This is a genomic window from Pontibacterium sinense, from assembly GCF_015209595.1.
Lineage (GTDB): Bacteria > Pseudomonadota > Gammaproteobacteria > Pseudomonadales > Balneatricaceae > Pontibacterium > Pontibacterium sinense.
In genome coordinates this window covers 154,162-180,935 of sequence record NZ_JADEYS010000004.1, presented here as the reverse complement: position 1 = coordinate 180,935, position 26,774 = coordinate 154,162, and the positions used below count along the sequence as shown (strand labels likewise).

Sequence of the window (26,774 nt, the reverse complement as noted above, 5' to 3'; positions counted from 1 at the left end):
CAAGGAACCTCGCAACGCGAGGCAAGTAGTGGGGTTGGCAGGGATTGGTAAGGGAGGGCCAACACCCTCCCTTACCTCGCCCAACAGGGGCGAAAGTAGGTATATCCGAATAACACCCAATCCACATTAGGTGCAGAAGAAAAACCTACTTCGAAGAATGATTATGCACCCCATCCCAGTCATCAGCTGGCGCATCAATCTGGCTCGTAATCCGCTCCCGATACAATTCAATCAACACCGGGCTGATCACCGCCTCATCCATCTGATCCAAAAACGCCAGTGCCTGCTGCCATTCCCGCGAACGATACGCCAGTAACATCGCTTCAAACCGTTCAACCTGTTCAGCAGCGGCGGAGTCCAATTCGGATTCCAGACAAAGTGGCTGATACAGCGTCACCGGTTCAGCGCGCCCTTTCACACGCGCCCGATCCAGTTCCATAAACCGGTATTCAGGCACCCGTGCCACCAGCTCACCACTGACTAAGATCGACACCCCATAAAATTTAGTCAATCCTTCCAGACGCGCACCTAAATTCACCGCATCCCCCATCACGGTGTACGCCAAGCGGAAACTGGAACCCATGTTCCCTACGTTCATCTCACCACAGTGAACACCCATACCCACCGAGATCGCGGGTAAACCTTCACTGGCAAGCAACGCATTTACGTTTTCCAGTTCGGCCTGCATTTTCATCGCTGCATCCAGCGCATGGCGCGGATGTTTAGGATCTTCCAACGGCGCCCCCCAGAAGGCCATGACAGCATCACCGATATACTTATCCACTGTGCCCCGATAACTGTGGATCACTTCCGTCATCGGTGTCAGGTAGACGTTCATCATCCGTGTCAGCTGCTGCGGGGAGAGTGATTCAGACAACCCGGTAAACCCGCGGACATCCGAGAAGAACACGGTCATATCACGGCTTTCACCCTGTAGCTGCGCTTCTGCACCTTCGGTATTCAGCTCGGCCACAATCTCCGGTGGAATATACTGACCAAACACACCGGCCAGCTGCTTACGGTTACGGGTTTCGAAGAAGAAACCGGTCATCTGCTGGAACAGGAACAACACTACAACCAGCACCAGTGTGTAGCCCAATGGGATCACCCACATCAAGGCAGCCCAGGCATATACATTAAGTGCCAGCACCATACTGAGCCAGACCAGCGTCAGCAGCCCACCCCAGATCACCGACAAGCGTGGGATCAGCAACGACATCAGCAAACCACTGAGTACCAGCTGCACCAGTTCCACCGCCACGGTGTAATCCGGCTGGTGATGGATACGTTCATCCAGCATGCCGGACAAAATGTTCGCGTGTACTTCCACACCAGGATAACGGCTGCTCATGGGCGTAACCCGCAGGTCGAACAACCCCGCCGCCGTGGTACCGATCAACACAATCGCGCCGTCCAGCACGTTAGGATCGGCGGTGCCACGCAGGACATCGGTGGCCGACACATAAGGGAAACTGCCTTGCGGTCCACGGTAAGGCACCAGTACAGCACTGTGTTCATCAACCGGCACGGGGATACCTGCCACTTCCACTGCGGTGATCGCGTTGTGTTTTCCGGTGGCATCCGATTCGATCACCGGTACTACTTCGGTTTCGCCGAACAGCGCCATCATCATCGACAGCGCCAGTGATGGGTAATACTGATCTTCATAACGCTGTAGCAGCGGCACACGGCGATACACGCCGTCCACATCAACAGATGGATTGTCGAAGAACCCGCCCCATAATGTGCGTTCCTGTAGCAGCGGCAGGTTGCCGATCATGCCATCGGCGGTGGGAAACGGGATCGACTTCAAACGAGGGTCAGGTGCCAATACCGGCGCGGACAATGCCCCGACTGTTTGTGCACCGGTACGATCCAGCGTGCCGTGATCAAAGGGAAACCCTAATACCACCGGCCGTGAATCAATCGCATCGGCAAAACGCTGATCGGGATAGAGATAGGTGGATAACTTCAGCAGGTCTCTTACATTGAGATTGGACTCGCCTTCTGAGATTTGCTGCAAGGTGTACCGGCTGATCTGGGTATCGGGTTCAGGAAAGACCGCATCAAAACCCACAATCGCAACGCCGTATTGATCAAACAGTCGATCAACCATCGCCGCTACCTTGTCACGGCTCCAGGGCCAGCGTCCCTCTTGTGACATGGTTCTTTCATCCACATCCACAATGACGATACGCGGGTCCTGCTCGTTCAGCAGAGTCTGCTGCAACCGCAGATCGTAGAGATCCAGCTCAAACCGCTCCAGTAACAACGGCCGGTTACCGGTCAATACCGGGATTAGCACCAGCAGCGTCAGGAACAGGCCAAACAAGATGCGGATTTTGCGTTGATTCATAACGGTTTCATCCGTGATAACTCCGTTTAAAGTCGGGCGTGTTTATTCAGCAGCAACACGTTGTAGCTGTGGATAATCGAGATCACCGGACAGGATTTTGTTTACACCATCCGCCAGCAACGTCGTCATACCCTCTTCCAATGCTTGTCGGGTGATCTTCCCAACATCCGCGTTATGGTTGATCAGATCACGAATCTGGTCACTGGAGACCAACAGTTCATGGATCGCCATACGGCCACGATAGCCGGTGTTCCCACACTCGGCACACCCTTTCGGTTTGTAGAGGGTAGATGCCGGTGTCAGCAGCAGATTCGGATCACCCGATTTACGGACCAACAGCTCCACTTCACCCGGTGTCGGGTGGTACGGTTGTTTGCAGTCACTGCATAACTTACGCACCAGTCGCTGGGCCACAACCCCAACCAAAGCTTCTGAGAAGTCATCCGGGTCCAGATCCAGACCCAACAAACGGGTGATAGTTTCCGGTGCAGAGTTGGTATGTAGGGTGGATAACACTAAATGGCCGGTTAAGGACGCGTCGACCGCCGCTTTCGCAGTTTCCCGGTCACGCATCTCGCCAATCAGGATGACATCCGGGTCTGCCCGCAGGAAAGAGCGCAACGCTGCCGGGAAATCCAAACCAATCTTCGGCCGTATCTGCACCTGCAACAGGCCTGACTGGGTGATCTCTACGGGATCTTCCGCCGTCCAGATCTTCTTATCCGGGGTATTCAACTCTGACAACAACGCATGCAAGGTGGTTGTTTTGCCCGAGCCGGTCGGCCCCACCACCAGCAACAGGCCATGTGGACGGGTCATCAACGTCTTCAACTCACGTGCATTACGCGGGTTAAAGTTGAGTTTGTTGAACGGGATCGGCTCGCCACTCTGCAGCAGACGCAACACCATCGCTTCGCCATTCACCGTCGGGAGGGTGGCAACACGAAACTCCAGCAGCTGGTTTTGCATCCGCACGCTGAACTTACCGTCCTGCGGAATGCGGCGTTCGGAGATATCCATGTTCGCCATGATTTTGATGCGGGAGATGATCGCACGGGTGTGATTGTTGGGGATCTGGATACTCTCCTGACAATCTCCATCAATACGTAAGCGCACCCGTGTAGGCTCACGCTCTTTGCCCGGTTCTATATGCACATCCGAGGCGTTCCAGCGCTTCGCATCCAGCAACAACTGGTTCACCAACTGAACCACATCCGAGCCCTGACCATCCAGTTCTTCGATCTCTTCGATCTCTCCCAGTCGGTCATTGCTGGACAGTACCAGCTCAACTTCATCGGTTTGTTCGCTGGTGTCTTCAAACCCGAGCGATGCCAGGCCAAGGTATTGGTGAATATCATCCACCAGACCGACACAGATCTGCACATGACGCGTACCCAACAAGTGCGCCATCGACAGTACCCGCGAGGTATCGTTGGGGTCATCGATCAGGATGATCACCTGATCATCACTTTTGCCGTTCGTCAGCAGCGCCAGGTTGTTACTTTTCAGGTAACTGAGTTTGATGTTCTCGCATACGGGGTGGATCTGGTAGGTTTCAGGCGCATAAGGCACAAACGGTACTTGGTAATAACTTTCCAGAGAGCGCCCGATCTGCTCCGTGGTTAAGTGGGCATCATTGCGTAACAACCGGGTCAGCGGAAACGCGCTGCTCGCTTGCTTGATGTAACGTTGCAGCTGGTAGGGTTCCAGCAGCTGTTCATTGGTCAGGTATTCGTAAGGCCCATTGGTACAGCCAAAGTCTGCCCGGAATTTTTGCGCCAGTCGCTGAGCAAACGCTTCAGCCTTGAGCATATCCTGCTGATCAAAACTCGCGCCATCACTGCGATTGATAATCTGCAACACGCCCAGCAACACCTGTTTATGTTCGATGGGTACAACCACCATCGAGCTGGACTGAAAGGTGATATTTGCCGTGAAGCTATCGTTATACCGCAGGTTGGGATGGATCTTCTTCAATTCATCCGCATCACGGACATCTTTGATCAACAGCGGCTTGCGGGAAAATGCCACATATCCCGAGATGGAAGTGGTACTGACAGGCACGCGGATTTCGGTGAGATCATCACCACTTTTACAGCGGGAATAGATATCGGTGCTGGCGAGATTGCGCTGGTAGATGGTAATACGTTCTGCTTTGAACAAACGCAGAATCGCGTGTTCTACCAGCGGAAAGGCGTCTGTGAAACTGCTGGACTGATTGATCAGGCTCAGAACTTCGCTCAGGCTCGCATAAAACTGGGGCGAATCCTTTAACATCTCTTTACTCATACACACCTTGGCGCTTCAGGTCTCCGTTTGACCTGATTCTAAAGAGCGCCGGGCGTGCTGGAAAGCCTAAGTTAGTGTCGAAGCACTTAAGCCCACATTCAAGTGTCGCGGATAGAGGTGTGGGGGGCTCTTATTCCAACTGCCTGATGCGATACCCTTTTACCTGCAACTGCTTGAGCAAACCATCCGGTCCCAGCAAATGTGCAGCCCCCACCAGCACAAACTCCTGCTCCGGGGTATCAAACATATCTAGAATCTGCGGCATCCAGTTGTTATTTCGTTGCACCAGCAGCTCCTGATATAACTTCGGATAATCGGTTGGCATACCATCGAGCACCGCCTCTTCAAGCGCTTTTACATCACCGGAACGCCACGCATCGATGATGGTGCGAATACCCTCTCGGGTTTTATGCGCATCGTCCAGGGTTTGGCTGACAAACTGATCTTCAACGCCCTCGCCCATATTGGCCACAAACTGCAGGTGGTCATCGATCGACTCAAGCCCCTGAACCGGCTTACCACGTGCCTGAGCCTGATTGTGGAAGATGGTATCCACACCTTCATGCTGAATTCCCGCTTTGGCCAGTTCGATGCTTAGCACGGTCAGTGCAACACCGGCTGGCGTCAGGCGTTCAAACATCGTAATAGGCACGCCCTCGGCGCTCGCAAACGCTTGTAACTTGCCGAAGGTTTCGGCACTCACCACGTCACGCAAAGAGCGCCCATCCGAATAGGTCAGCATCCCCAGCAAACGCATGGAGTTCTCTGGCAAAGTCAGTTGCGAAACATCGGTCTCCAGTACCAGCACATCGGTATTGTCGAATATACGATGAAACGTGGCGGGCAACGGCAGATCACTTGATGACAAAACGTGGATCGTCCCCCCTAAATAGAGGCGGTCTTTTCCCTTCTCTATCTGCCACACTGAAGTTTCTGCATGGGCAACGCCAAAGGACAGCAACGCCCCTGAAATCCATAAGGCCAGCTTGTTCATTCCCTAGTCTCCCGTCATCCAATCAATATGCTTCAGCATAGCAGTCCACCCCACAGAAGCGCAGGCATGACTCAATTGTCATACAGATGAAAAATTATGTTAATTCAATAATCTGTAAATATGCGCTATGTTTATGATCCGAAAGCGAATAGCACACACTTTGAGGTTGTTGTAGAAATGGAGCGTTTGTCGCAAAGCGATCTGAACATCCTGCTGGTTGAACCATCAGCGATGCAACGGAAGGTCATCGAGCATGAGCTGAATCACGAACAAGTGACAGCAATCGATCAGGCAGCCACCATCCACGAGGCAGTACAGAGTATTGGCGCGGTCAGCCCCGATCTGATTGCCAGTGCCTTGTATTTCGAAGACGGCACGGCACTGGATCTGCTGCGACAAGTACGTGAACTGCCACACTGTGCTGAAACCCCTTTTATGCTGGTGACCAGTGAGACCCGTCTGGCACAGCTTGAAGTGTTTAAACAGTCCGGTGTTGTGGCCATTCTGCCAAAACCGTTCACCCGCCAGCATCTCAATAGCGCACTCAACGCAACGGTTGAATTGCTGTCGCCAGAAGAGCTGGAGCTGGAAAACTACGAAATCACATCGCTAAAAGCTCTGGTTGTGGATGACAGCACCATGGCCCGCAAGATGATTTCTCGGGTATTGAATAATCTCGGTGTCACGGACATTGTCGAGGCAGTTGATGGTGCAGAGGCGATCGCCGAGTTGTCGGAAACCATCGTGGATTTTGTCGTGACCGATTTCAACATGCCGAATGTCGATGGCGCAGAACTCACGACCTATATTCGCAACAGCAAGAGCTTGTCATCACTACCGGTGATGATGGTGACCTCTGAACAGGACGAAACCAAACTCAGCCATATTAATCACTGCGGTATTGACGCACTGATCGACAAGCCGTTTTCACCGGTCGAGGTTAAATGCCTGTTACACCGCCTACTGGACTGAATAACCGTCCCCACTGACATCAGAACAAAAACAGCCCGGTTGAGATTTCACCGGGCTGTTTTTGTTCTGGCTGACGCTGATCGCTTAACGCTCCTTCGCAGCCTTCAATGTGTCTTCCATCGCCTGCGCATAATCAGGTCTGAGCTGAGACCAACTCAGCGAATGAACATCAGGAACCTCAGCCTTCCCCTCACTCAATCTCGCTTTATGCCAGAGGATACAATCCGCAGCTATCTCGGCCTCTCGCCCAATATCCTTGCCGCAGTCGTCGTAGATATAAGATGCTGCAAACAACTCAGGGTAAACCTCCCGACCCGGTAACACCGGAATACACCCCATTGCCACCGCTTCAAGCACCGACAACCCCTGAAATTCATGGGTTGCGGTAGACAAGATCACATCTCCGGCATGCAACCAGTTCAAATATTCCTCACGGCTCTCGGCATAGCCAAACTGATCCAGTCGATGCGTGAATTCCATTTCAATCTGATCAAAGTCTTTTGGCGAATGACGAAAGCGCTCCCCCAACACACAGAGACGAAAATCGATCCCACGCAGCTCCAGTACACGCAGTATGGCCAGTAAACGATCCGGGCCTTTATCAAATTCCCAGCGGGCCGCCCAGATCAAACGTAAAGGTCGGTTGTTAAACGGTTGCTCGCTACTCCAGACAATTGCAGGCTCAGATGCGGGCAGGGAGTCTGCAAAAAGACTGTCGGGCAATGGCACATGCACCACCTCACAACGGGCCGCCAGTTGATCAATCAACCCTGTGGGTACTTGATCAGGTAACTTCTTCAACAGCTTTCGACTGCCGTTCAGGAAAGTGCTGCGGTTGTACTCGGTGTTAAACAACACCCGATCCGCAGCCAGCGCAGTATAGATATTGAGGATCTTCGGCTCGACACTGCCATATTCCCGGCCCGACTCAGGGTAGGCAAACTGGTTCTCGTGGAAATAGACCAGTGTTGGAATCGTCGCCAGTTGGGGGGCCATCCCTTTCAGCGCCGACAGATCCGTCATCGACGTGGCGATAATCAAATCATACGGCTGACTAAGAACAGCCTGCTCCCCAAATGCCCAACTCAGGCTATTCCCCCGAATCCGCCAGGAAAAGTAACGCGGCGGCAGGCTTAGTACCTGCCAGTCATGCTCAGGGAACTGAGCCACCAGCCCTTTACGCCAATAGATATGGCTGGTGGCATCATATGCGGAAAGCAGGAGAATTTTCATGGATGCGATAAAACCTTTGGAGCAACAGAGGCGCAATAATGGAAAACAGAAGAAACAGTTCAGCGGGCCATTCTAGCGCAATCGAACGAAGCACCTAGCAACATTCTTTCCTTGAGCGGGCTTTCATGAACATTAAACAAGCCAACCTATTAGACATTTGCCGCATCTTTCCTGTATAATCCGCCGCTTTTACCACTCCTGACAGCTCCCTCCGCGGGCAATTGTCTCTTTTTTGCATACAGGTATCCATTTAATGTCCGAATCTGGCACCCAGCCGACTACTTTCACCTCTCTTGGGGTTGCAGAGCCCATTCTGCGAGCGATTAACGAGATTGGTTATGAAACACCTTCCCCAATTCAAGCTGAAAGTATCCCGCCGCTGCTGGAAGGTTCAGACCTGCTGGGTATGGCCCAGACTGGTACCGGCAAAACTGCAGCATTTGCACTGCCACTGCTGACACGTTTGCAGACTAACCGTCGCGAGCCGCAACTGCTGGTACTGGCGCCGACCCGTGAGCTGGCGATTCAGGTGGCTGAAGCCCTGCAGAGCTACGCTAAGTACATGAACGATTTCCATGTCCTGCCTATCTATGGCGGTCAGAGCTACGAAACCCAGCTGCGTCAGCTGCGTCGTGGCGTACAGGTTATCGTGGGTACTCCGGGCCGTGTCATGGATCACATCCGTCGTGGTTCTCTGAAGCTGGATAAGCTGGAAGCACTGGTTCTGGATGAAGCAGACGAAATGCTGCGCATGGGCTTCATCGACGATGTTGAGTGGATTCTGGATCACACGCCACCAACACGTCAGATCGCACTGTTCTCTGCAACTATGCCACCACAGATCAAGCGTGTGGCACAGAAGTACCTGAACGATGCGAAAGAAGTGCGCATTGCTGCCAAGACAGCTACTGCCACCACAATTTCTCAGAAATACTGGCGCGTAAGCGGCCTGCATAAGCTGGACGCTCTGACCCGTATTCTGGAACTGCAGCAGTTTGATGCGATGCTGATCTTCGTACGCACCAAATCTGCGACCGAAGAGCTGGCAGAAAAACTGTCTGCCCGCGGTTACTCCGCTGAAGCGCTGAACGGTGATATGTCTCAGCAGCAGCGTGAGCGTACAGTTGAGCGCCTGAAAAATGGCCGTACCGATATTCTGATCGGCACCGATGTCGTCGCTCGTGGTCTGGACGTTGAGCGTATCAGCCACGTTCTGAACTATGACATCCCATACGATGCTGAGTCTTACGTACACCGTATCGGCCGTACCGGCCGTGCTGGTCGTACCGGTGAAGCGATTCTGTTCGTTGCACCCCGTGAACAGCGCATGCTGCGCACTATCGAACGTGCGACTAAACAGCCAATCGAGCGCATGGACCTGCCAAGCGTAGGTGATGTGAACGAGAAACGTGTTGAACGTTTCATGCAGCGCATCAGTGACACTCTGGATAATCAGGACGTATCTCCATACCTGGATTTGCTGTCCGAATATCAGAAAGAACACGATACCGATCCGTTGAACATTGCTGCGGCACTGGCACTGTTGGCACAGGGCGACCAGCCACTGCTGATGGTTGAGCCACCACCACGTCCAGAACGCGAGCGTCGCGATGACCGTGGCACACGCCGCGAACGTGGTGACCGTGATCGCGGTGATCGTGGTGATCGCGGCCGTCGTCGTGAATTCGACCGTGCTGCTAAGCCGCTGAAAGGTCGTCCGGATATGGATATGGAACGCTTCCAGATCGCTGTCGGTCACCAGCATAATGTTCAGCCTAAGAACATTGTTGGTGCGATTGCGAACGAAGGTAACATCACCGCATCGCTGATCGGCCAGATCGAAATCTATGACGATTTCAGCACCGTTGACCTGCCATCCGGTATGCCTAAGGAAACACTGGCGAAACTGAAGCGTACTTTCGTATGCGGTCAGCGCCTGAACCTGCGTCAGGCAGAAGATTCTGAAGGCGCACCTAAAGGTCGTCCACCACGTAAGCGTCCTAGCAACGGCGGCGGTAAGCGTCCACCTCGCAAAGACAGCTAATACAGTGAACGATTAAAAAAAGCGGACTCAGGTTTAACCTTTGTCCGCTTTTTTATTGCCTGCTTTCCAGAACCGCTATATTGCTCAGATTGCCTAATCGACCTGTCTTAGCAGCTCCTGATAGGTATCACTGCGCCGGTACTCACCCGGTGTCATCCCGGTCCACTTCTTGAATGACCGGAAGAACGCAGAGGGCTCATCAAACCCCATCAGACTCGCCACATCGTTGATCGATAGCTGCGGTGAGTTGATATACCCCAAGGCAGCCTTTTTACGACACTCATCTTTAATCTTCTGATAAGAGGTCTCCTCTTCCAGCAGACGACGACGCAGTGTGGATACAGACATGTTCAGGCGGCTGGACACCTCTTCCGCACTTGGTGCTTCACGGCTAAAGTCATTCCCCAGCAACGCCACCACCTGAGATTTCAGGCTGCTGTCGTCACTCACTGTTGCGATCAGCTGATAGGGCGCAGTTTTCAGGAATACCCGCAGTGACTCATCGTTATGTACCAGCGGATAATCCAGATAGTAGGAGGGAAAGACAAACGCATTGTCATGCTGGGAAAAACGCACCTCTGACTGAAAAAGACGACGGTAGTGCTCATGGTCTTCAGGTTCAGGATAGGCAAAATAGACCGCTTTCAGATCCACCCGCGTACCAATCATCCAGCACACAAAGTTGTGCCACATCGATAATGACGTGCGAATCCGTGCCGGATTTTCATCACGCAACAACTCATCGATGTCCATGCCAGATGCATCGGTGGTCGCAATCGACACTTTGGCGTACCGTCCTTTACGTACCAATAACGGCTTCACATTCGAGCCACGGCAGATTTCGTGAAACGCACTGGCCCGATAGATCGCCTTTTCCAGTGACTTTGCGTGAATGATGCTGTAACACATCATGCGAAACGTACCGTTAGGTACCTTACCGCCCCCTAACATGCCGAAATACTCATCCTGAGCGATGTACATCATACGTTGATAAAGCACACCCAGCTTTTCAGCAGAGAATTCACCCTGCCCGTTAATGTCGGACAGGCTCAACCCTTCTTCCTGTAGCAGCCCCTCAACATCGTATCCCTGTGATTCTGCCTGACTGATCAGATGTCTGACGTAGTTAGCCGGCACTGTTTTTTTATTTTTCATTACCACTCCGGAGCCCGAAAATACGGCTATTCTTAATCCGCCGATATGTGTACGAAGGTATTTATGGCTTGAATTTGACACCAAAGCAAGTCTCACCCGAACCATTTTGTCATTAAATGTGGAGCCAAATGTTATTGTTAAGACAGCCACCCAACCGCCAGTATTGGACACTACCGATTTAAGGTAAACAGGAGCAAACGGCGGCAACAAGGGTAAACAAGCTCATTAGGCCCTTTTTTATCCGCGCACGCTCATTCACCCCATCAAAAAATAACAATCTAAGGTGAACGAAATGGCAATAGATTTGCGAAGCACTCGCAAAGGCAGTTTCCCGCGAACGGCACCCCAGCGATACCTGTTACCGGTGCTTTTGGGAAGCTCCATCTTCAGCACCTCTGTTTCAGCAGTTGAATTTCAGCTGGGTGAGATTGAGGGACGTTTTGATTCTCAGGTATCAGTAGGCGCCAGCTGGCGTGCCACGGACCGGGACCCCGGCCTGATCTCTCCTGCCAATGGCGGCAGCAGCACCAGCCTCAACTCCGGCAGCTATGATGACGGCGACCTTAACTTTGATAAGGGCGATGCGTTTACCCAGATTCTCAAAGGTGTGCATGATCTCGAACTGCGTTACGAAAACGTAGGGGCATTTGTACGCGGTAAATATTGGTACGACTTTGAGCTGAAAGATGGCGATCAGGACCACGGTAATACGCTCAACGGTTACACCGCGAACAGCAGCCTGAGCGATAAAGGCTTTAACGATTACGCTAAGTTTTCCGGCGCCGAACTGCTTGATGCCTACCTGTTTGCAGAGCTGGAAGTAAACGAACAGCCACTGGATATCCGACTCGGCCGCCAGGTTGTTAACTGGGGTGAAAGCACCTTTGTACAGGGTGGCATCAACGTCATTAACCCCGTCGATGTGAATGCTTTCCGTCGCCCCGGGGCTGAAGTGAAAGAAGGCCTCTTGCCGGTGAATATGGCCTTTGCGTCTCTGGGACTAACGGACAACCTCAGCGTAGAAGGCTTTTACCAGCTTGAATGGGAACCCACCGCGGTCGATGGTTGTGGTACCTATTTCTCTACCAACGATTTTGCGGCAGAAGGCTGTAATGGCATCCGCGTTACCAGCCGAAATATCGCCGCGACACAAGTCCCTGACAGCACCTACTTTCAGGGCCCTCTGGTGGTAGAACGTAATGCCAACGGCCGCCGAGAAGCGGACGATGATGGCCAATACGGTTTTGCACTGCGCTACTTCGCAGAAGAACTGAACAGCACCGAGTTTGGTTTGTACTTCTCTCAGTATCACAGCCGCTTACCTCTGATCAGCGGTGTGAACACCCCAATCTCTCCAACGGGCTTGTTCACTCAACTGGTCGGCGCGGGTGTACCCTCCTCTGTCGCAACAGCACAAGCGTCCGCCGCTCCATTCATGAGCGAGTACTTCATCAGTTATCCGGAAGAGACCAAAATGCTGGGCCTGAGCTTCTCGTCCAGTTTGGGTGACATCGCCTGGTCTGGTGAAATCTCCCACAAACGTGATGTGCCGGTACAAATTAACGGTCCGTTACTGGTGGGCGCAATCCTGACTCAGTTTAGCGGTGGTATCGGTAACACCGGCGCTGATAATCTGATCTCCAGTTCAGGTCTGGGTGCGGAAATACAGGGTTACTCCCTGTTTGATGTAACCCAGCTACAGAACACCTTTATTCAGTTCCATGACCGCGTACTGGGTGCGAGTCGACTGGCACTGATCGGTGAGATTGCATGGACCCATGTCCACTCACTCGACGAAGGCGCAAACGCGCTGAAATATGGCCGTGCGGGTGCCTTTGGGTATACCGCAGGTGATACCGAAGGCTTTGTCACTGAAAACTCCTGGGGTTACGTTCTGCGAGCAAACCTGAACTACCCTGACGCGTTCTCCGGCGTAAACCTGACGCCACAGATCAGCTTCAAGCACGGTGTCGAGGGTTACGGTCCACAACCAGGCGCAGCGTTCAACGAAGGAGAGAAGTCAATCAGTCTGAGTCTAACGGCTGATTACCTGAATCAGTACAGCGTTCAGCTTGCCTATACTGATTTCTTCGGCGGCGACTTTAACGCGTTGGATGACCGTGACTTTATCTCTCTCAGTGCGTCCGTTTCGTTCTGATCAGCCCTATACTCAGGAGACTCTCACCATGCAATTTACACGTAAATCTCTGGCTCTGGGTATCGCGCTGCTAGCCGGCAGCTCCAGCCTTTTCGCCGCAGTATCACCGGAACAAGCCGCACAACTCGGCCAGACACTCACGCCGATGGGGGCAGAAAAATCAGGTAATGAAGCGGGCACGATCCCACGCTGGGAAGGTGGCCTAAGTACCAGTGACAACCGCTATGCCGATCCATTTGCCAACGAAAAACCGATTGTAACCATCACTGCTGCAAACCTTGATCAGCACAAGGCTTATCTGTCACCGGGTCAGCAAGCGATGTTTAAGAAATTCCCGGATACCTACAAACTGAATGTGTATCCAACCCATCGTACCGCGAAGGTGCCGGAAAATATTCAGGCCTCCACGAAGGACAATGCCCTCAACGCCGCATTGGCAAATGACGGCAACAGCGTCTCTAACCTGTCCGAAGGTGTAGCGTTTCCAATTCCGGCTAACGGTTTGGAAGCGATCTGGAATCACATGACCCGCTATCGCGGCGGTTCACTGGAACGTACCTTTGTACAAGTACCTGTGCAGGCGAATGGTAACTTCACGCCGGTGAAGATTAACGAAAAGATGTCCTGGCCCAACTATCTGGATGGCAAGAAATCGAATCAGGAAAACATCCTGTTCTACTTCGTGCAGCAGGTACAGGCACCGGCCCGCCTAACCGGTAACGTGCTGCTGGTTCACGAGACCGTCAATCAGGTCACACAGCCCCGCCAGGCCTGGACCTACAATGCCGGTCAGCGCCGTGTACGCCGCGCACCTCAGATTGCCTACGATGCACCTGGTACCGCAACGGACGGTCAGCGCACCACAGACAACCTGGATATGTTTAACGGGGCACCCGACCGTTATGACTGGAAGCTTGTCGGTAAGCAGGAGATGTATATCCCCTACAACAGCTTCAAACTGGCGGATCGGGAGCTGACCTATAAAAACATCCTCCAACCTGGCCACATGAATCCGGACCTGACCCGCTATGAGCTACACCGGGTATGGAAGGTCGAAGCAACGCTGAAGGAAGGTGCCCGTCATATCTACGCTAAGCGAACCTTCTACATTGATGAGGATAGCTGGCAGATCGCAGTGGTTGATCACTACGACGGTCGAGGAGAACTCTGGCGTGTCGGGGAAGCCCATCAGCTGCAATACCGTGATGTAAACGTTCCCTGGATCGCCGCTGAAGCGTTATATGACCTGCAATCCGGTCGCTATCTGGTCGGCAGCCTGACCAACGAAGAAGGCATCGGCTTCGATTTCAGTAAACGCTTTAAGTACAAAGACTTCACTCCACAAGCAATTCGCCGCTTAGGGAAGCGATAACACCTGACAGCCCCACAAAAAAAGCAGAGCTTAAGCTCTGCTTTTTTATTTCCGATAGCCCGGCCTCTTATTCACTTATCAGACATCAGCTCAAGACTCAGGGAAGTATCATCTGAGCCGTCCATAGATTGAAAATGAGAGATCAGCTCCTCCATCGAAACAGGTCGGGAAAAGAAATAGCCTTGCTGTTTATCACAGTTAAGGTCTTTCAGAATGCTACTACTGATCGCTGTTTCGCAGCCTTCGCCCACCGTGCGCAGGTCAAGGCTTTTCGCAAGCTGGACGGTCGACTGAACAATCGTGAAATGACGGAGATCCGTTTCCATATCGAAGATAAAGGAACGATCAATTTTCAGTTCAGATACCGGCAACCGACTCAGATAACTCAGCGAGGAGTAGCCCGTACCGTAATCATCGATGGAAAACTCCACGCCACGCTTCACCAGCGCCTGCATCATCGTGCAGGCATATTCAGGATCACTCATCAGTGCATTTTCGGTGATCTCCATCACCAACGTCGGACGCGCAGGAAAGCGCAGCATAATCGCTTCAACGGATGTCAGAAATCGCTCTTCCAACAGATTCAGCGCCGAGATATTAATCGACAACGCAAGCGGTTTTGAAAGATGAGGCTTTAATTGTTCATAGTCAGTCAAAGCTTGCTCAAGTACCCAGCAACTCAGCGCGTTGATATCGCCACTTAACTCAAGTGATGGGATAAAATCATCCGGCGATATAAAACCCTGTGTCGGATGCTGCCAACGAATCAGGGCTTCTAAGCCACTCACCGCACCCGTATCACTATCAATCTGAGTTTGGTAATGCAGACAGAACTGCTTGTTCTCCAAGGCCTGTTTGGCATCCGTCATCAGCGTCAGGTTATTCAGGGAATGTTCGTCCAGTTGAGGATCAAAGCGGGCAAACGCACTGCGACTTTTTTTACAGTGATACATGGCAATATCGGCAAACTTCATCAGCTGCTGCGCATCAGACGCCTGATCAGGAAAAGACACCAGACCAATACTGACAGACAGCTGAAGCTGGACAGCATGTAACAAAAACGGCGCCTCGAATTTTTGTAAAATGGTATCTGCAATCGTTCGCGCCGGGGCATCACCGTCAAGCACACATGCAAACTCATCCCCTCCCAGACGGGCGAAAAAACAATGCGGGGTCTGAAGACACTTTAAGCGCAGCCCAATGTCATACAGCACCTGATCTCCGCTCTGATGCCCTAACGTGTCGTTAATATTTTTAAAGTCATTAACGTCAAGTATGCCTAACCAGAACGATTTGCCTGCTTGAATGCGGGTATCCAACACCTCTTTTAGCTGAATTCGATTGGGCAACCCTGTCAGGGAGTCAAAACTCGCAAGCTTTTCGAGTTTCTGGTGCTCGGATTCGATCGTGCTTTGCAGGAGATTGAGCGACCCCACCAGCGTGTTCAACTCATCACCTTTGTTGAACTCCGTAACCGACCGTTCAATATTAAAGGGTTTCGCGCGGGAATAATGTTTGCCCAACTGATCAACCAGATGCCTCAGATGTCGCATGAGCATGCGATCAAACAGGTAGATGATAAACATCGATACCAAAAAGGTTTTCACCGCCTGTGTAATCAATATCACGACAAATGTATCCAGCAAACGGCCGTAGATACCTTGCAGTGACGCTTTAACATGTAGTTGGCCCAACAACCTTGGACTGTCACGATGGATATAGGTCAGCGCATAACTCTGTTGAAGCGCATCCTCATCAAGGTCCTCCCCAACGGACAACAGTGTTTCCCCGTCACCATCTTCGACGGAGATAAAACTGATGTCTTGCTGCCTCACCAAACCTTGCAACTGTATTTCCAGTGACGACAGGTTATAGGTCCAGACACTTTGGGAGATACTTTCCAGATTTGATATTCGGACCTGCTCCAGACGCTGATCCAGAACATTCAATTCATAACGATAGTCACGCCACAACTGCAACCCTGTCAGTAGCAACGTAATTGCAGTGCTGAAGAGAAGGATCAGGATCACAAACACCCGCGATACATCACCGCGAAATAATGATTGCCAGATACGTCTCAATACACCGCTCACGATTAGTCCTGAGAGCTCATGACTTGTTCGATAATTTGCGCCACCCGTCCCCTGTCCAGCATCTCCTGCAGCGCATCGCCTAACGGTTCAGCCAGGTCGGCATTGCCTTCATTTAATAGCAGATGAAGCGGTACTTCAGCGAGCGCAGGGGCATGCAGGTGAAATCTTGATATACCCTGCCTGCGCAATTCGTAGAGTCCATTCAAATCGCCCAGAAGTGCAACATCAATACGTTGATTATCGAGCATTTTGAACATCGCATCCGCTGAATCCAGGATGTGTGACTCTACAGGTTGAATACGGCGGATATTGTTCACATGAATTTTCCAGCCCGTGACCGTACCGACAGAATACGGTTTCAGATCATCCCACTGGGTAATACGGATTTCAGGAGAACGCGTAAACGCGACAAAGCGAGCGGTATAAAAGCTGGGTTTCACGGGGACTAAGGAGGGAAACTCACGCTCAATGATCGGCTTTACCCGGCAACATTCTGCATCATCGATACCTTCAGCCACCAATTGCAGCGAGCGTTCAGCGGATACCGGTTGCACATGAATATTGACGCCTATTGTCTGGCCCGCTTCGGCTAGCACCCGGCTATAGATCGTCGAGACCGGCGGCGTAAAGCCCGTATTTACATGCAGATCTCTCGCTGGTACATAAATTGCCACGGCCATCAAAACAACACCAAACAACACCTTCCCGATTCTACGTCGCATGTCTGCTCCCTCAGAAATAGATGGGTTCCAATCAGTCTAGCAGCAATTTTCCGAGCCGAATTTTTGACTAACCATTCATATTAGTACCCACGATAAGTCCGTGGGGATTGGAAGCATTCTCTTTCTACGCCTATTATGATCTGACGCATAGATATCAAACTGTTGATTTCGCTAATATCCTCCTCTGATTAAGGACTAGGTAACAGGGTTCCATGGAGGACTAGTGGGTCGAGCACGATCCGATCATCGGAGGATGCCATGGGCATCAAGCAGTCTCGACAGATAGTTTTCATTTTTTTAGTGCCCGCTTTACTGACGGTGATGTTGCTCGCCTGGTTTTTGCGCTCAGAACTTGAACATTGGGCCATTAAAAACTGGTCAGCCGATCACCATGAGTTTGCCCAGCTACTCGGCGACCAGCTCAGTAATGACGTCACCGAAGCCGCAAACCTGCTGCAATTCAGCGCTAAACTCCCGGCGTTTTCTGCGCCCCTCGACACCACGCTGATCGAACGTTCCTTGAACGGTATCCCGTTGGGTGAAGATCAGGAGAAGCGTGACATTCTGGATGAACTCAGCCGTCGCGGAGATTTCTCCGTACTGTTCCTACTGACGCCTGAGGGTGATCATTACCTTTCTCATCCCTACGAAGTACAGCGCTCCCTACAAAAATATAACCTCGCAGACCGTACATATTTTCAGTCAGCAACCCAGAGTAAAGCGCTCGTTATTTCTGACAGTTTTATAGGCGCGGACAGCATACCTGCGGTGGCCATTGATGTGCCTATTCTTGGGAACGACGGTGAGATCATCGCTCACCTTGGTGGCGTCCGATATCTACGCCAGATTTCAGAACGGCTGAATGAAGCTCATATTGCCCCGTTTGATCGGGCAATTCTAATCGATCGCAAAGGCAATCGTATTGCCGATAGTCATCCAGATGCCGCCGATCCACAGATGGAGCGCCCCATCGCTCAGACACCCGTCATTGAGCATGTCAGAAACGAGCATCAAGTGATTATCAACCAAACCACCGATCCGAACGGACTGGTCTGGCTCTCTTTTCGACGTCAGCTGAGTACTGGGTGGGAGTTACAGCTGCTGCGACGTATGGACCGGCTGCAGAGTGAAATATCACCTCAGGTCAAGAAAACGATCTGGTTAGGCATTGGGATCGTTATTCTCACCAGCATCATCGGCGCTCTAGTGGCTTTGAGGTTCAGCCGTCGCTGGCAAAAAGCCGATGCCGCGCTCAAACAGGCCAACGAAACACTGGAGCAGCGGGTCAGGGAACGTACACAAGACCTGGAACATTCAGAGATGCGCCATCGCACATTGTTTGAATCAACCGCGGATGCTGTGCTGCTGGTCCTCAACCACCAGCTCATTGATTGCAATGGTGCGGCCATGCGTATGTTTGGCGCCAGAAGCAAACTGGATCTCATCTCCCGATCCGTCTCCGATCTGTCTGCAGAACACCAAAATGGAAGCGCTGGGGCAAAACTCATATCGCTTATCGAACTGAAAATGGCTCAGGCTCACTCCGAGGGGAGCCTGCGTTTTGAGTGGCGGCACAAGCGATTGGATAACAACGAGACCTTCCATACTGAAGTCTTACTCAGCCGTCTGGTGTTAAATGGCGAACCTATGCTGCAAGCGACGATTCGGGATATCAGTGCCCGCATTCGTAACGAAGAACGTATCCGCACACTGTCACAAGCGATAGAACAGAGCCCGGTATCCGTTGTGATCACCGATACCGAAGGCAATATCGAATATGTTAACCAGGCCTTTGAGGAGATTACCGGATACAAAGAAGCAGAAGTGCTGGGTGAAAATTCACGCATGCTCAAATCCGGCAATACACCACCCCGTCGCTATAGCGAACTCTGGAAAGCTATTCAATCCGGTCAGGCATGGCAGGGCGAATTTCAAAACAAACGTAAAAACGGGGATATTTTCTGGGAACAAGCCCATATTGCACCGGTTATCGACACAGACGGCATCACTAAACACTACCTTGGTGTCAAACAAGATGTCACGGTCCATAAGCTGCAGGAAGAACGCATCCTGCATCAGGCACTGTTTGATAGCCTGACCGACTTGCCAAATCGCTTCCTGGCGCTGGATCGCCTTGATCAGATGATCAGCGATGCAAAACGTGACAATGACCTGATTGCGGTGATGTTTCTGGATCTGGATGACTTTAAGAAGGTCAACGACTCCCTCGGACATGAAACCGGCGATATCCTGTTACAGCACGCCGCCAAACGCCTGAATTGCGTTGTGCGAGAACAAGATACCGTCGGACGTTTAGGTGGCGACGAATTCATTGTCTTACTGGGCGGGCTTAAGCAACCGGAGGATGCACTGCCAGTGGCGGAAAAACTCCTGCATTGTTTTCAGGACCCGTTCAAACTCCAGCATCGCGAACTGGTCGTTACCGCCAGCATGGGTATCGCCATCTACCCTGACAACGGTGAAAGCCCTGCAGAACTACTGCGTAATTCAGATACCGCCATGTACGCCTCAAAGGCACAGGGCTGTAATACCTGTCACTTCTTCACTAAAGAGATGAACATGGGCGTCACCCGGCGCCTGGCACTGGAAGAACAACTCCACGGTGCGCTGGGGAACAGTGAACTTGAAGTGCTCTATCAACCCTTGGTGGATATCCACAGCCGCAGCATCATCGGAGCCGAAGCGCTGCTGCGTTGGCATAACCCAACACTTGGCGAAATATCACCCGACGAATTTATTCCTGTCGCAGAGCAAACAGGACTGATCATCCCAATCGGTGAATATGTACTGGCCCAGGCACTGGAAAAGACCGCCCAATGGGTGCATCAACGTCAATGGCCCTTCAAAATTGCCGTCAACCTCTCTCCCCGTCAATTCAGGGACGAAAGACTGGTCACCTTCATCGAACAACAGTTACAGGCAAACAGTGTTCCAGGCTCTCATCTGGAGCTTGAAATTACCGAAGGCGTGCTGATGGGCGATCACGGTTATATCAATAGCGCGCTGGAAACCTTGTGTCGTATGGACATCGGTATCGCAATGGATGACTTCGGTACCGGCTACTCGTCTCTCAGCTATCTGCGCAGCTATCCGTTTGACACCCTGAAGATTGACCGCAGTTTTATCAACGATATCAATGTGGATCCCGCTGATCGCGAGCTGGTCAACGCCGCGATTGCGATGGCCCACGGCTTGGGCTTAAAAGTGGTCGCAGAAGGGGTCGAAACCGAAGAACAGCTGGAATCACTGGCAACGCAGTACTGCGATGTGGCGCAGGGTTATCTGTTCAGCAAACCGGTGCCACCTGAAGAGATCAGCCGTATGCTCATCAAGGGGCGCTTTACGCGGTCTTAGTCCTCATAAAAAAAGCCACGACCAAGATAGATTTCCTGGCCGTGGCTTTTCTATTACCGGAACTTGTCGGGCAGCTATCACCACCCGATCATCTTTAGTTCAGACGTTCAAATACCGTCGCGATCCCCTGCCCCATGCCGATACACATGGTCGCCAAACCAAAGGTGCCATCCTTCTGATCCAATACGTTTAGCAGCGTAGTGGATATACGTGTGCCAGAACAACCCAGCGGATGACCCAAGGCAATTGCGCCACCGTTGAGGTTCACTTTGTCGTCCATCTGATCCAGCAATTTGAGGTTTTTCAGCACGGCCAAACCCTGCGCCGCAAACGCTTCATTCAGTTCAACCACATCCAGATCATCAACCGTCAGCCCTGCTCGCTTCAATGCTTTCTGGGAAGCAGGCACCGGACCAAAACCCATGATCGATGGATCACAACCCGCCACCCCCATGCTGACGATGCGTGCACGTGGTTTCAGGCCTAGTGCTTCAGCTTTGGCCGCAGACATCAGCAACATCCCAGACGCGCCATCAGAGAAGGCAGAGGAGGTACCCGCCGTCACTGTACCCACTTTAGGTACGAAAGCCGGTTTCAAACCACTCAAGGTTTCGACCGTGGTTTCAGGACGGATCACCTCATCCGCTTCCAGCAGGCTCTTAAAGCCGTTTTCATCATGCCCTTCAACCGGAATGATCTCGTTGTCCCAACGGCCTTCAAGCGCCGCTTCATGCGCCAGACGGTGGGAACGCGCACCAAACTCATCCTGCATCTCACGTGAGATACCGTTCATTTTGCCCAGCATCTCAGCCGTAACACCCATCATCATCGCCGCTTTAGCAACCTGCTTGGACATCTCCGGATTGATATCAATACCGTGCAGAATGGACAGGTGCCCCATATGCTCGACACCACCGGCCATATACATATCACCGTTGCCGGTCATGATGCCCTGCGCTGCGGAGTGCAAGGCAGCCATCGAGGAGCCGCACAAACGGTTGACCGACTGCGCCGCCACAGAGTGTGGGATACCTGCCAGTACCGCAGCGTTACGGCCAATGTTAAAGCCTTGCTCTTTGGTCTGGTTCACACAACCCCAGATGATGTCTTCGATCTCTGCGGCGTTGACCTGATCATTACGCTTCAACAGACCGTTCATCACAGCAGCAGACAGTGCTTCAGCACGGACGTTACGGAAAGAGCCATTTTTTGATTTGCCCATCGGCGTGCGCACTGCATCAACGATGACAACGTCATTAGGTTTCAGATTCATTGTTCTCTCTCCATCCTTAACCGAAGTAGGTTTCGCCAGCAGCGGCCATCTGTTTCATCTTCTCAGTCGGCTGATACAGCGGACCCAGTGCTTCGTATTTCGCGGCCATGTTGCAGAAGTTATCCAGCCCCATCTTATCCAGATAGTGCAGCGGGCCACCTAAGAACGGTGGGAAACCAATACCCATGATCAGGCCCATATCCGCTTCAGCCGGTGAGGCAACGATGTCGTCTTCCAGACAGCGTACCGTTTCGATACACAGCGGCACCATCATGCGTTCGATGATCTCTTCATCTGTGAACTCACGGGCAGAACCCACAACACCGTCCAATAGCGCATCAACGCTGTCATCCGGCAATTTCTTCGGTTTGCCTTTGCGATCCATTTCGTAACGGTAGAAACCTTTCGCATTCTTCTGACCAAAACGTTCCAGCTTGAACATCCGATCGATGATGTTTTCACCTTCGTGCTCCATGCGATCAGGGAAGCCCGCTGCCATCACACGATCAGCATGATGGGCAGTATCAACACCGACCACATCCAGCAGGTAAGCAGGCCCCATCGGCCAGCCAAAGCGCTCCATCACCTTATCGATCCGGCGGAAGTCGGCACCGTCACTCAGCAATGCAGAGAAGCCACCGAAGTACGGGAACAGGATACGGTTGACCAGGAACCCCGGACAGTCATTCACCACAATTGGGGTTTTACCCATCGCCTTGGCATACGCGACAGTACGTGCAATCGCGGACTCAGAGGTTTTTTCACCCCGAATCACTTCCACCAGCGGCATTTTGTGTACCGGGTTGAAGAAGTGCATGCCGCAGAAGTTTTCCGGCTTTTCCAACGCAGTCGCCAGATCGGTAATCGAAATCGTAGACGTATTGGAGGTCAGTACCGCACCTTCTGGCAGGTGTTTTTCAGTCTCCGCCAGTACCGCTTTCTTCACGTTTGGATTTTCAACCACCGCCTCAACCACCAGGTCGACACGATCAAAATCGCCGTAGCTCAGAGTCGGTGTAATGCGGTTGATTACCTGCGCCATCTTAGCCGCATCAATACGCTTACGTTTCAGCTGACCGCCCAATAGCTTATTGGCTTCGTCCAGACCCAGCTGCAACGCCGGTTCTGCGATATCCTTCATCAGGATAGGTGTGCCTTTAGATGCGGACTGATAAGCAACACCACCGCCCATAATGCCTGCGCCCAAAACGGCCGCCATTTTCACCGGCTCAGCCTGCGCTTCATATTTTCCGGTGATCTTCTTGATCGCCTGATCTTTCAGGAACAAACCCACCAAAGCACGGGTTACATCATTCTTCGCCAGCTTAGCAAAACCCTTAGCTTCAATTGGCAATGCTTTGTCACGGGGCAGGTTGGCGTGCTTCTGAATCGTTTTCAATGCTGCCAGTGGCGCGGGATAATGTGGACCGGCTTTGCCACCGATGTAACCTTTAGCACTCTCAAAGGCCATCATCTGTTCGATCTGATTCAGTTTGATCGGCGACTTTTTCTCTTCACGGCGCGCCATGTAATCAAACTTGCCTGCAATACAGTTGCGCAGCAGATCAAGCGCCGCTTCCTGTACCTGCTCGACCGCTACAACGGCATCTGCTGCACCGTCTTTCAGTGCGGCTGCGGCGCGCTTTTCCACACCGCCACAGATCCATTCATTGGCGTTATCCACACCAATCAGACGCGGCAGACGTACCGTGCCACCCCAACCCGGATAGATACCCAGCTTCACTTCCGGCAGGCCCACTTTCGCACCGTCCGCCATCACGCGGTAATCGGTACTCAGGCACAGCTCAAAGCCGCCACCCAGTGCGATACCGTTGATCGCAGTAACGGTTGGACAGGGCAGATCTTCGATGGTGTTGAAGATCTGGTTCAACTCCATCAATGCCGCAACAATGGCCTCCTCTTCATGGGAGAACATCTGGTTAAACTCTTTAATATCCGCGCCGACGATGAAACAAGACTTGGCGCTGGAAAACATCACACCTTTGAGATCATCCCGAGCCGACAGCTGAGTGACCGCTTCGCGCAGTTCCCCCAACGTCGCCTGATCCAGCTTGTTGATGGACTCGTTTTGGTTATCAAACACAAGATTGAAGAGACCTTCTTCAACCGCTTCCACACGGATCGACTGACCTTGGTAAAGCATCTGATTTGCTCCGTTTATTTTTATTCTCAACCGCGCCATCCGGCGCGGCCGCTATAAGTAAATAGTTGTTGCTTACAATTTGCCCGACATCTCAGGCACCACATCAAAGAGATCCGCAACCAGGCCGTAGTCAGCCACCTGGAAAATTGGTGCCTCCTCATCCTTGTTGATCGCAACAATCACTTTTGAATCTTTCATTCCAGCCAGATGCTGAATCGCGCCGGATATACCTACTGCAAGGTATAGCTCAGGTGCCACCATCTTGCCGGTTTGTCCTACCTGCATATCGTTAGGTACAAAGCCTGCGTCCACCGCAGCTCGTGACGCACCAACAGCAGCGCCTAGCTTGTCTGCCAGCGCATATAGCAGGTCGAAGTTTTCTCCGTTACCCATGCCACGGCCACCGGAAACCACCATCGACGCCGCGGTCAGCTCAGGGCGATCACTTTCTGCCAGCGCTTCGCCGACAAACTGTGACAGACCAGCATCACAGGCTTCACTGAAGGTTTCGATTGAGGCACTGCCACCTTCCGCTGACACCGCATCAAAAGCTGTACCACGCACAGTGATCACTTTCACCGCATCCGAAGACTGCACAGTCGCGATCGCATTCCCGGCATAGATTGGACGCTTAAAGGTATCCGCACTTTCCACGGTCATAGTGTCAGACAGCTGATTCACGTCTAACAGCGCCGCGACACGCGGTAGCAGGTTTTTACCGTTGGTGGTTGAGGGGGCCAGTATGTGGCTGTAGTCACCCGGCAACGCGAGAACCAGCTGGGTAATATTCTCTGCCAGCTGATGCTCATAGACAGGGGCATCGGCCAAAATCACTTTATCCACGGCAGGTACAACGGCTGCGGCATCAGCGACAATCTGACAGTTAAAGCCTGCCACCAACAGATCAACCTCACCGCCGATCTGTTGTGCAGCGGCCAACGTCGTCAGGGTGACCGGTTTCAATTCGTTGTTATCGTGTTCTGCAATAACCAGTAAACGCATCTGAATAGCCTCCCCTTAAAGTACTTTGGCGTCGTTTTTCAGTTTGTCGATCAGCTCATCGACCGAGCTAACCCGGATACCCGCCTGTCGCTCAGGTGGCGTTTCCACCTTCAGCAAGGTCAGCGCCGAGGTCACAGCAACACCCAGATCATCAGTACTCAGAGTTTCCAGCGGCTTGCGCTTGGCTTTCATAATATTGGGTAGGGAGGCATAACGCGGTTCGTTCAGGCGCAGATCGGTGGTCACCACCGCAGGCAGATTAAGTGCGACAGTTTGCAAGCCACCATCCACTTCACGGGTGACGTTGACCTTACCCGCGTCGACGTTTACTTCGGAGGCAAAGGTGCCTTGCGGCCACCCCATCAAAGCAGCCAACATCTGACCTGTTTGATTGTTGTCGGAATCGATCGCCTGCTTACCCAGTACAACCAATCCCGGCTGTTCTTTCTCAGTTACTTTAGCGAGCAACTTGGCAATGGACAGCGGGTCCATCTGAGCATCCGCGTCGACGCGAATACCTCGGTCAGCGCCCAGTGCCAGTGCGGTGCGGATCTGCTCTTCGCATTGTTTAGTGCCAATCGACACTACAACCACTTCATCCGCGATACCGCTCTCTTTCATCCGCACCGCTTCTTCAATTGCGATCTCACAGAACGGGTTCAGGGCCATCTTCACATTGGCCAGATCTACATCGGTGTTATCGGCTTTCACACGTGCTTTGACGTTGTAGTCAATCACACGCTTTACTGCGACCAGTACTTTCATCATCGGCCCTTCTTGATGTTCAGGTTATGCCTAAATACTAATCGGAGGGCTGATTTCAACAATGACAAAAACCAGCTCATTTACTGACAAAAAATACCAAGCAACAAAAAACACAACAATTTCAAACACTAAGACACAAACAAAGAACTAACACAAAGATTCAAAAACCATAAAAACGCCTAATATCAGACCATTCCAAAGGCGACATGACGTGTCCTACCCCAAACACCTTGTCGCGGTCGGAGACCGCTGCTACTTTGAACTGATGCCAATCACTAACAAGGATGTTACTCATGGCTTTATCACGCTTTCGTTCCCAAAACCTACGTATCGGTCGAGTTTCAGCAGACCACCAAATTTATATGGTTACTAGCGTCACCTATCAGCGACAGCAATACTTTCAGAATCTGTATGCGGGGCGATGCGTCGTACAGGCGCTTAGACAAGCAGAACAATCCACTCATACACTTGCTTACGTCGTCATGCCGGACCATCTACATTGGTTAATGCAGCTGAAAAAAGGCTCTTCGCTGGAAAATTCAGTACGTTTTGTTAAAGCAACCTCCGCTCGTTACATTCATCAGAATGCAGTTTTGTCAGGAAAAATTTGGGCAAAAGGTTACTATGATCAAGCAATACGCAATGAAGAACAGGTGAGGGATTTCGCACGCTACATCACAGCTAACCCTCTTAGAGCTGGATTAGTTAAGTCAGTTAAAGATTATCCATTGTGGGATGCAATCTGGCTGTAACAACGAACTTAGGCGGCCTACCGCGATGATTTTTTTGTAGCAGCCCTCTCCGAGG

Annotated in this window: 17 protein-coding genes; 6 read left to right on the top strand and 11 right to left on the bottom strand. The window is 52.0% G+C overall.

What is annotated here, in order from left to right; all coding sequences use genetic code 11:
- Positions 1–145: 145 nt before the first annotated feature.
- From IOQ59_RS05760 to IOQ59_RS05750, 3 genes are all read right to left on the bottom strand, one after another.
- Positions 146–2,356 (bottom strand): CHASE2 domain-containing protein, encoded by a 2,211-nt coding sequence (locus IOQ59_RS05760; protein ID WP_193952319.1) that lies wholly within the window; start codon positions 2,354–2,356, stop codon positions 146–148.
- A gap of 42 nt (positions 2,357–2,398) precedes the next feature.
- Positions 2,399–4,645 (bottom strand): GspE/PulE family protein, encoded by a 2,247-nt coding sequence (locus tag IOQ59_RS05755; protein WP_193952318.1) that lies wholly within the window; start codon positions 4,643–4,645, stop codon positions 2,399–2,401.
- Between the two features lie 130 nt (positions 4,646–4,775).
- A complete protein-coding gene (locus tag IOQ59_RS05750; RefSeq protein ID WP_193952317.1) occupies positions 4,776–5,639 on the bottom strand; it encodes a TraB/GumN family protein in 864 nt (287 codons plus the stop codon).
- Positions 5,640–5,759: 120 nt separating this feature from the next.
- On the opposite strand from IOQ59_RS05750, the gene IOQ59_RS05745 reads away from it, so the two are divergent.
- Positions 5,760–6,611 carry a response regulator transcription factor gene (locus IOQ59_RS05745; RefSeq protein ID WP_228050710.1) on the top strand — a complete coding sequence of 284 codons (852 nt, stop codon included), beginning with the start codon at positions 5,760–5,762 and terminating at the stop codon, positions 6,609–6,611.
- A gap of 84 nt (positions 6,612–6,695) precedes the next feature.
- On the opposite strand, the gene IOQ59_RS05740 is transcribed toward IOQ59_RS05745, so the two are convergent.
- Positions 6,696–7,844: a tRNA-queuosine alpha-mannosyltransferase domain-containing protein gene (locus IOQ59_RS05740; RefSeq protein ID WP_193952316.1), complete on the bottom strand. Its 1,149-nt coding sequence runs from the start codon at positions 7,842–7,844 to the stop codon at positions 6,696–6,698.
- A gap of 253 nt (positions 7,845–8,097) precedes the next feature.
- On the opposite strand from IOQ59_RS05740, the gene IOQ59_RS05735 reads away from it, so the two are divergent.
- Complete coding sequence (locus tag IOQ59_RS05735; protein WP_193952315.1) at positions 8,098–9,888, top strand: DEAD/DEAH box helicase; 1,791 nt, start codon at positions 8,098–8,100, stop codon at positions 9,886–9,888.
- Between the two features lie 93 nt (positions 9,889–9,981).
- Here IOQ59_RS05735 and IOQ59_RS05730 read toward each other — a convergent pair whose 3' ends face one another.
- On the bottom strand, positions 9,982–11,043 hold the full coding sequence (locus tag IOQ59_RS05730) for an AraC family transcriptional regulator (protein WP_193952314.1): 1,062 nt from the start codon (positions 11,041–11,043) through the stop codon (positions 9,982–9,984).
- 292 nt (positions 11,044–11,335) lie between these two features.
- Here IOQ59_RS05730 and IOQ59_RS05725 point away from each other — a divergent pair, with 292 nt between their 5' ends.
- Positions 11,336–13,201 (top strand): DUF1302 domain-containing protein, encoded by a 1,866-nt coding sequence (locus IOQ59_RS05725; RefSeq protein ID WP_193952313.1) that lies wholly within the window; start codon positions 11,336–11,338, stop codon positions 13,199–13,201.
- A 28-nt stretch (positions 13,202–13,229) separates the two neighbouring features.
- Positions 13,230–14,573: a DUF1329 domain-containing protein gene (locus tag IOQ59_RS05720; protein WP_193952312.1), complete on the top strand. Its 1,344-nt coding sequence runs from the start codon at positions 13,230–13,232 to the stop codon at positions 14,571–14,573.
- Between the two features lie 71 nt (positions 14,574–14,644).
- Here IOQ59_RS05720 and IOQ59_RS05715 read toward each other — a convergent pair whose 3' ends face one another.
- Complete coding sequence (locus tag IOQ59_RS05715; RefSeq protein WP_193952311.1) at positions 14,645–16,666, bottom strand: putative bifunctional diguanylate cyclase/phosphodiesterase; 2,022 nt, start codon at positions 16,664–16,666, stop codon at positions 14,645–14,647.
- Between the two features lie 2 nt (positions 16,667–16,668).
- On the bottom strand, positions 16,669–17,388 hold the full coding sequence (locus tag IOQ59_RS05710; RefSeq protein ID WP_193952310.1) for a substrate-binding periplasmic protein: 720 nt from the start codon (positions 17,386–17,388) through the stop codon (positions 16,669–16,671).
- A gap of 258 nt (positions 17,389–17,646) precedes the next feature.
- Between IOQ59_RS05710 and IOQ59_RS05705 the strand changes: the two genes are divergently transcribed.
- Complete coding sequence (locus IOQ59_RS05705; RefSeq protein ID WP_193952309.1) at positions 17,647–20,763, top strand: bifunctional diguanylate cyclase/phosphodiesterase; 3,117 nt, start codon at positions 17,647–17,649, stop codon at positions 20,761–20,763.
- 94 nt (positions 20,764–20,857) lie between these two features.
- Here the strand turns inward: IOQ59_RS05705 and fadA are convergent, their stop codons facing one another.
- The 4 genes from fadA to IOQ59_RS05685 all read right to left on the bottom strand — a co-directional run bounded on the left by fadA (position 20,858) and on the right by IOQ59_RS05685 (position 25,967).
- Positions 20,858–22,036, bottom strand: coding sequence for an acetyl-CoA C-acyltransferase FadA (gene fadA / locus IOQ59_RS05700; RefSeq protein WP_193952308.1), 1,179 nt, complete (start codon positions 22,034–22,036; stop codon positions 20,858–20,860).
- A gap of 16 nt (positions 22,037–22,052) precedes the next feature.
- Complete coding sequence (gene fadB, locus IOQ59_RS05695; RefSeq protein ID WP_193952307.1) at positions 22,053–24,200, bottom strand: fatty acid oxidation complex subunit alpha FadB; 2,148 nt, start codon at positions 24,198–24,200, stop codon at positions 22,053–22,055.
- Between the two features lie 72 nt (positions 24,201–24,272).
- Positions 24,273–25,202, bottom strand: a complete 930-nt coding sequence (locus IOQ59_RS05690; protein WP_193952306.1) for an electron transfer flavoprotein subunit alpha/FixB family protein — start codon at positions 25,200–25,202, stop codon at positions 24,273–24,275.
- A 15-nt stretch (positions 25,203–25,217) separates the two neighbouring features.
- Positions 25,218–25,967: an electron transfer flavoprotein subunit beta/FixA family protein gene (locus tag IOQ59_RS05685; RefSeq protein WP_193952375.1), complete on the bottom strand. Its 750-nt coding sequence runs from the start codon at positions 25,965–25,967 to the stop codon at positions 25,218–25,220.
- Positions 25,968–26,260: 293 nt separating this feature from the next.
- Here IOQ59_RS05685 and IOQ59_RS05680 point away from each other — a divergent pair, with 293 nt between their 5' ends.
- Positions 26,261–26,719 (top strand): REP-associated tyrosine transposase, encoded by a 459-nt coding sequence (locus IOQ59_RS05680; RefSeq protein WP_193952305.1) that lies wholly within the window; start codon positions 26,261–26,263, stop codon positions 26,717–26,719.
- Positions 26,720–26,774: the final 55 nt, after the last annotated feature.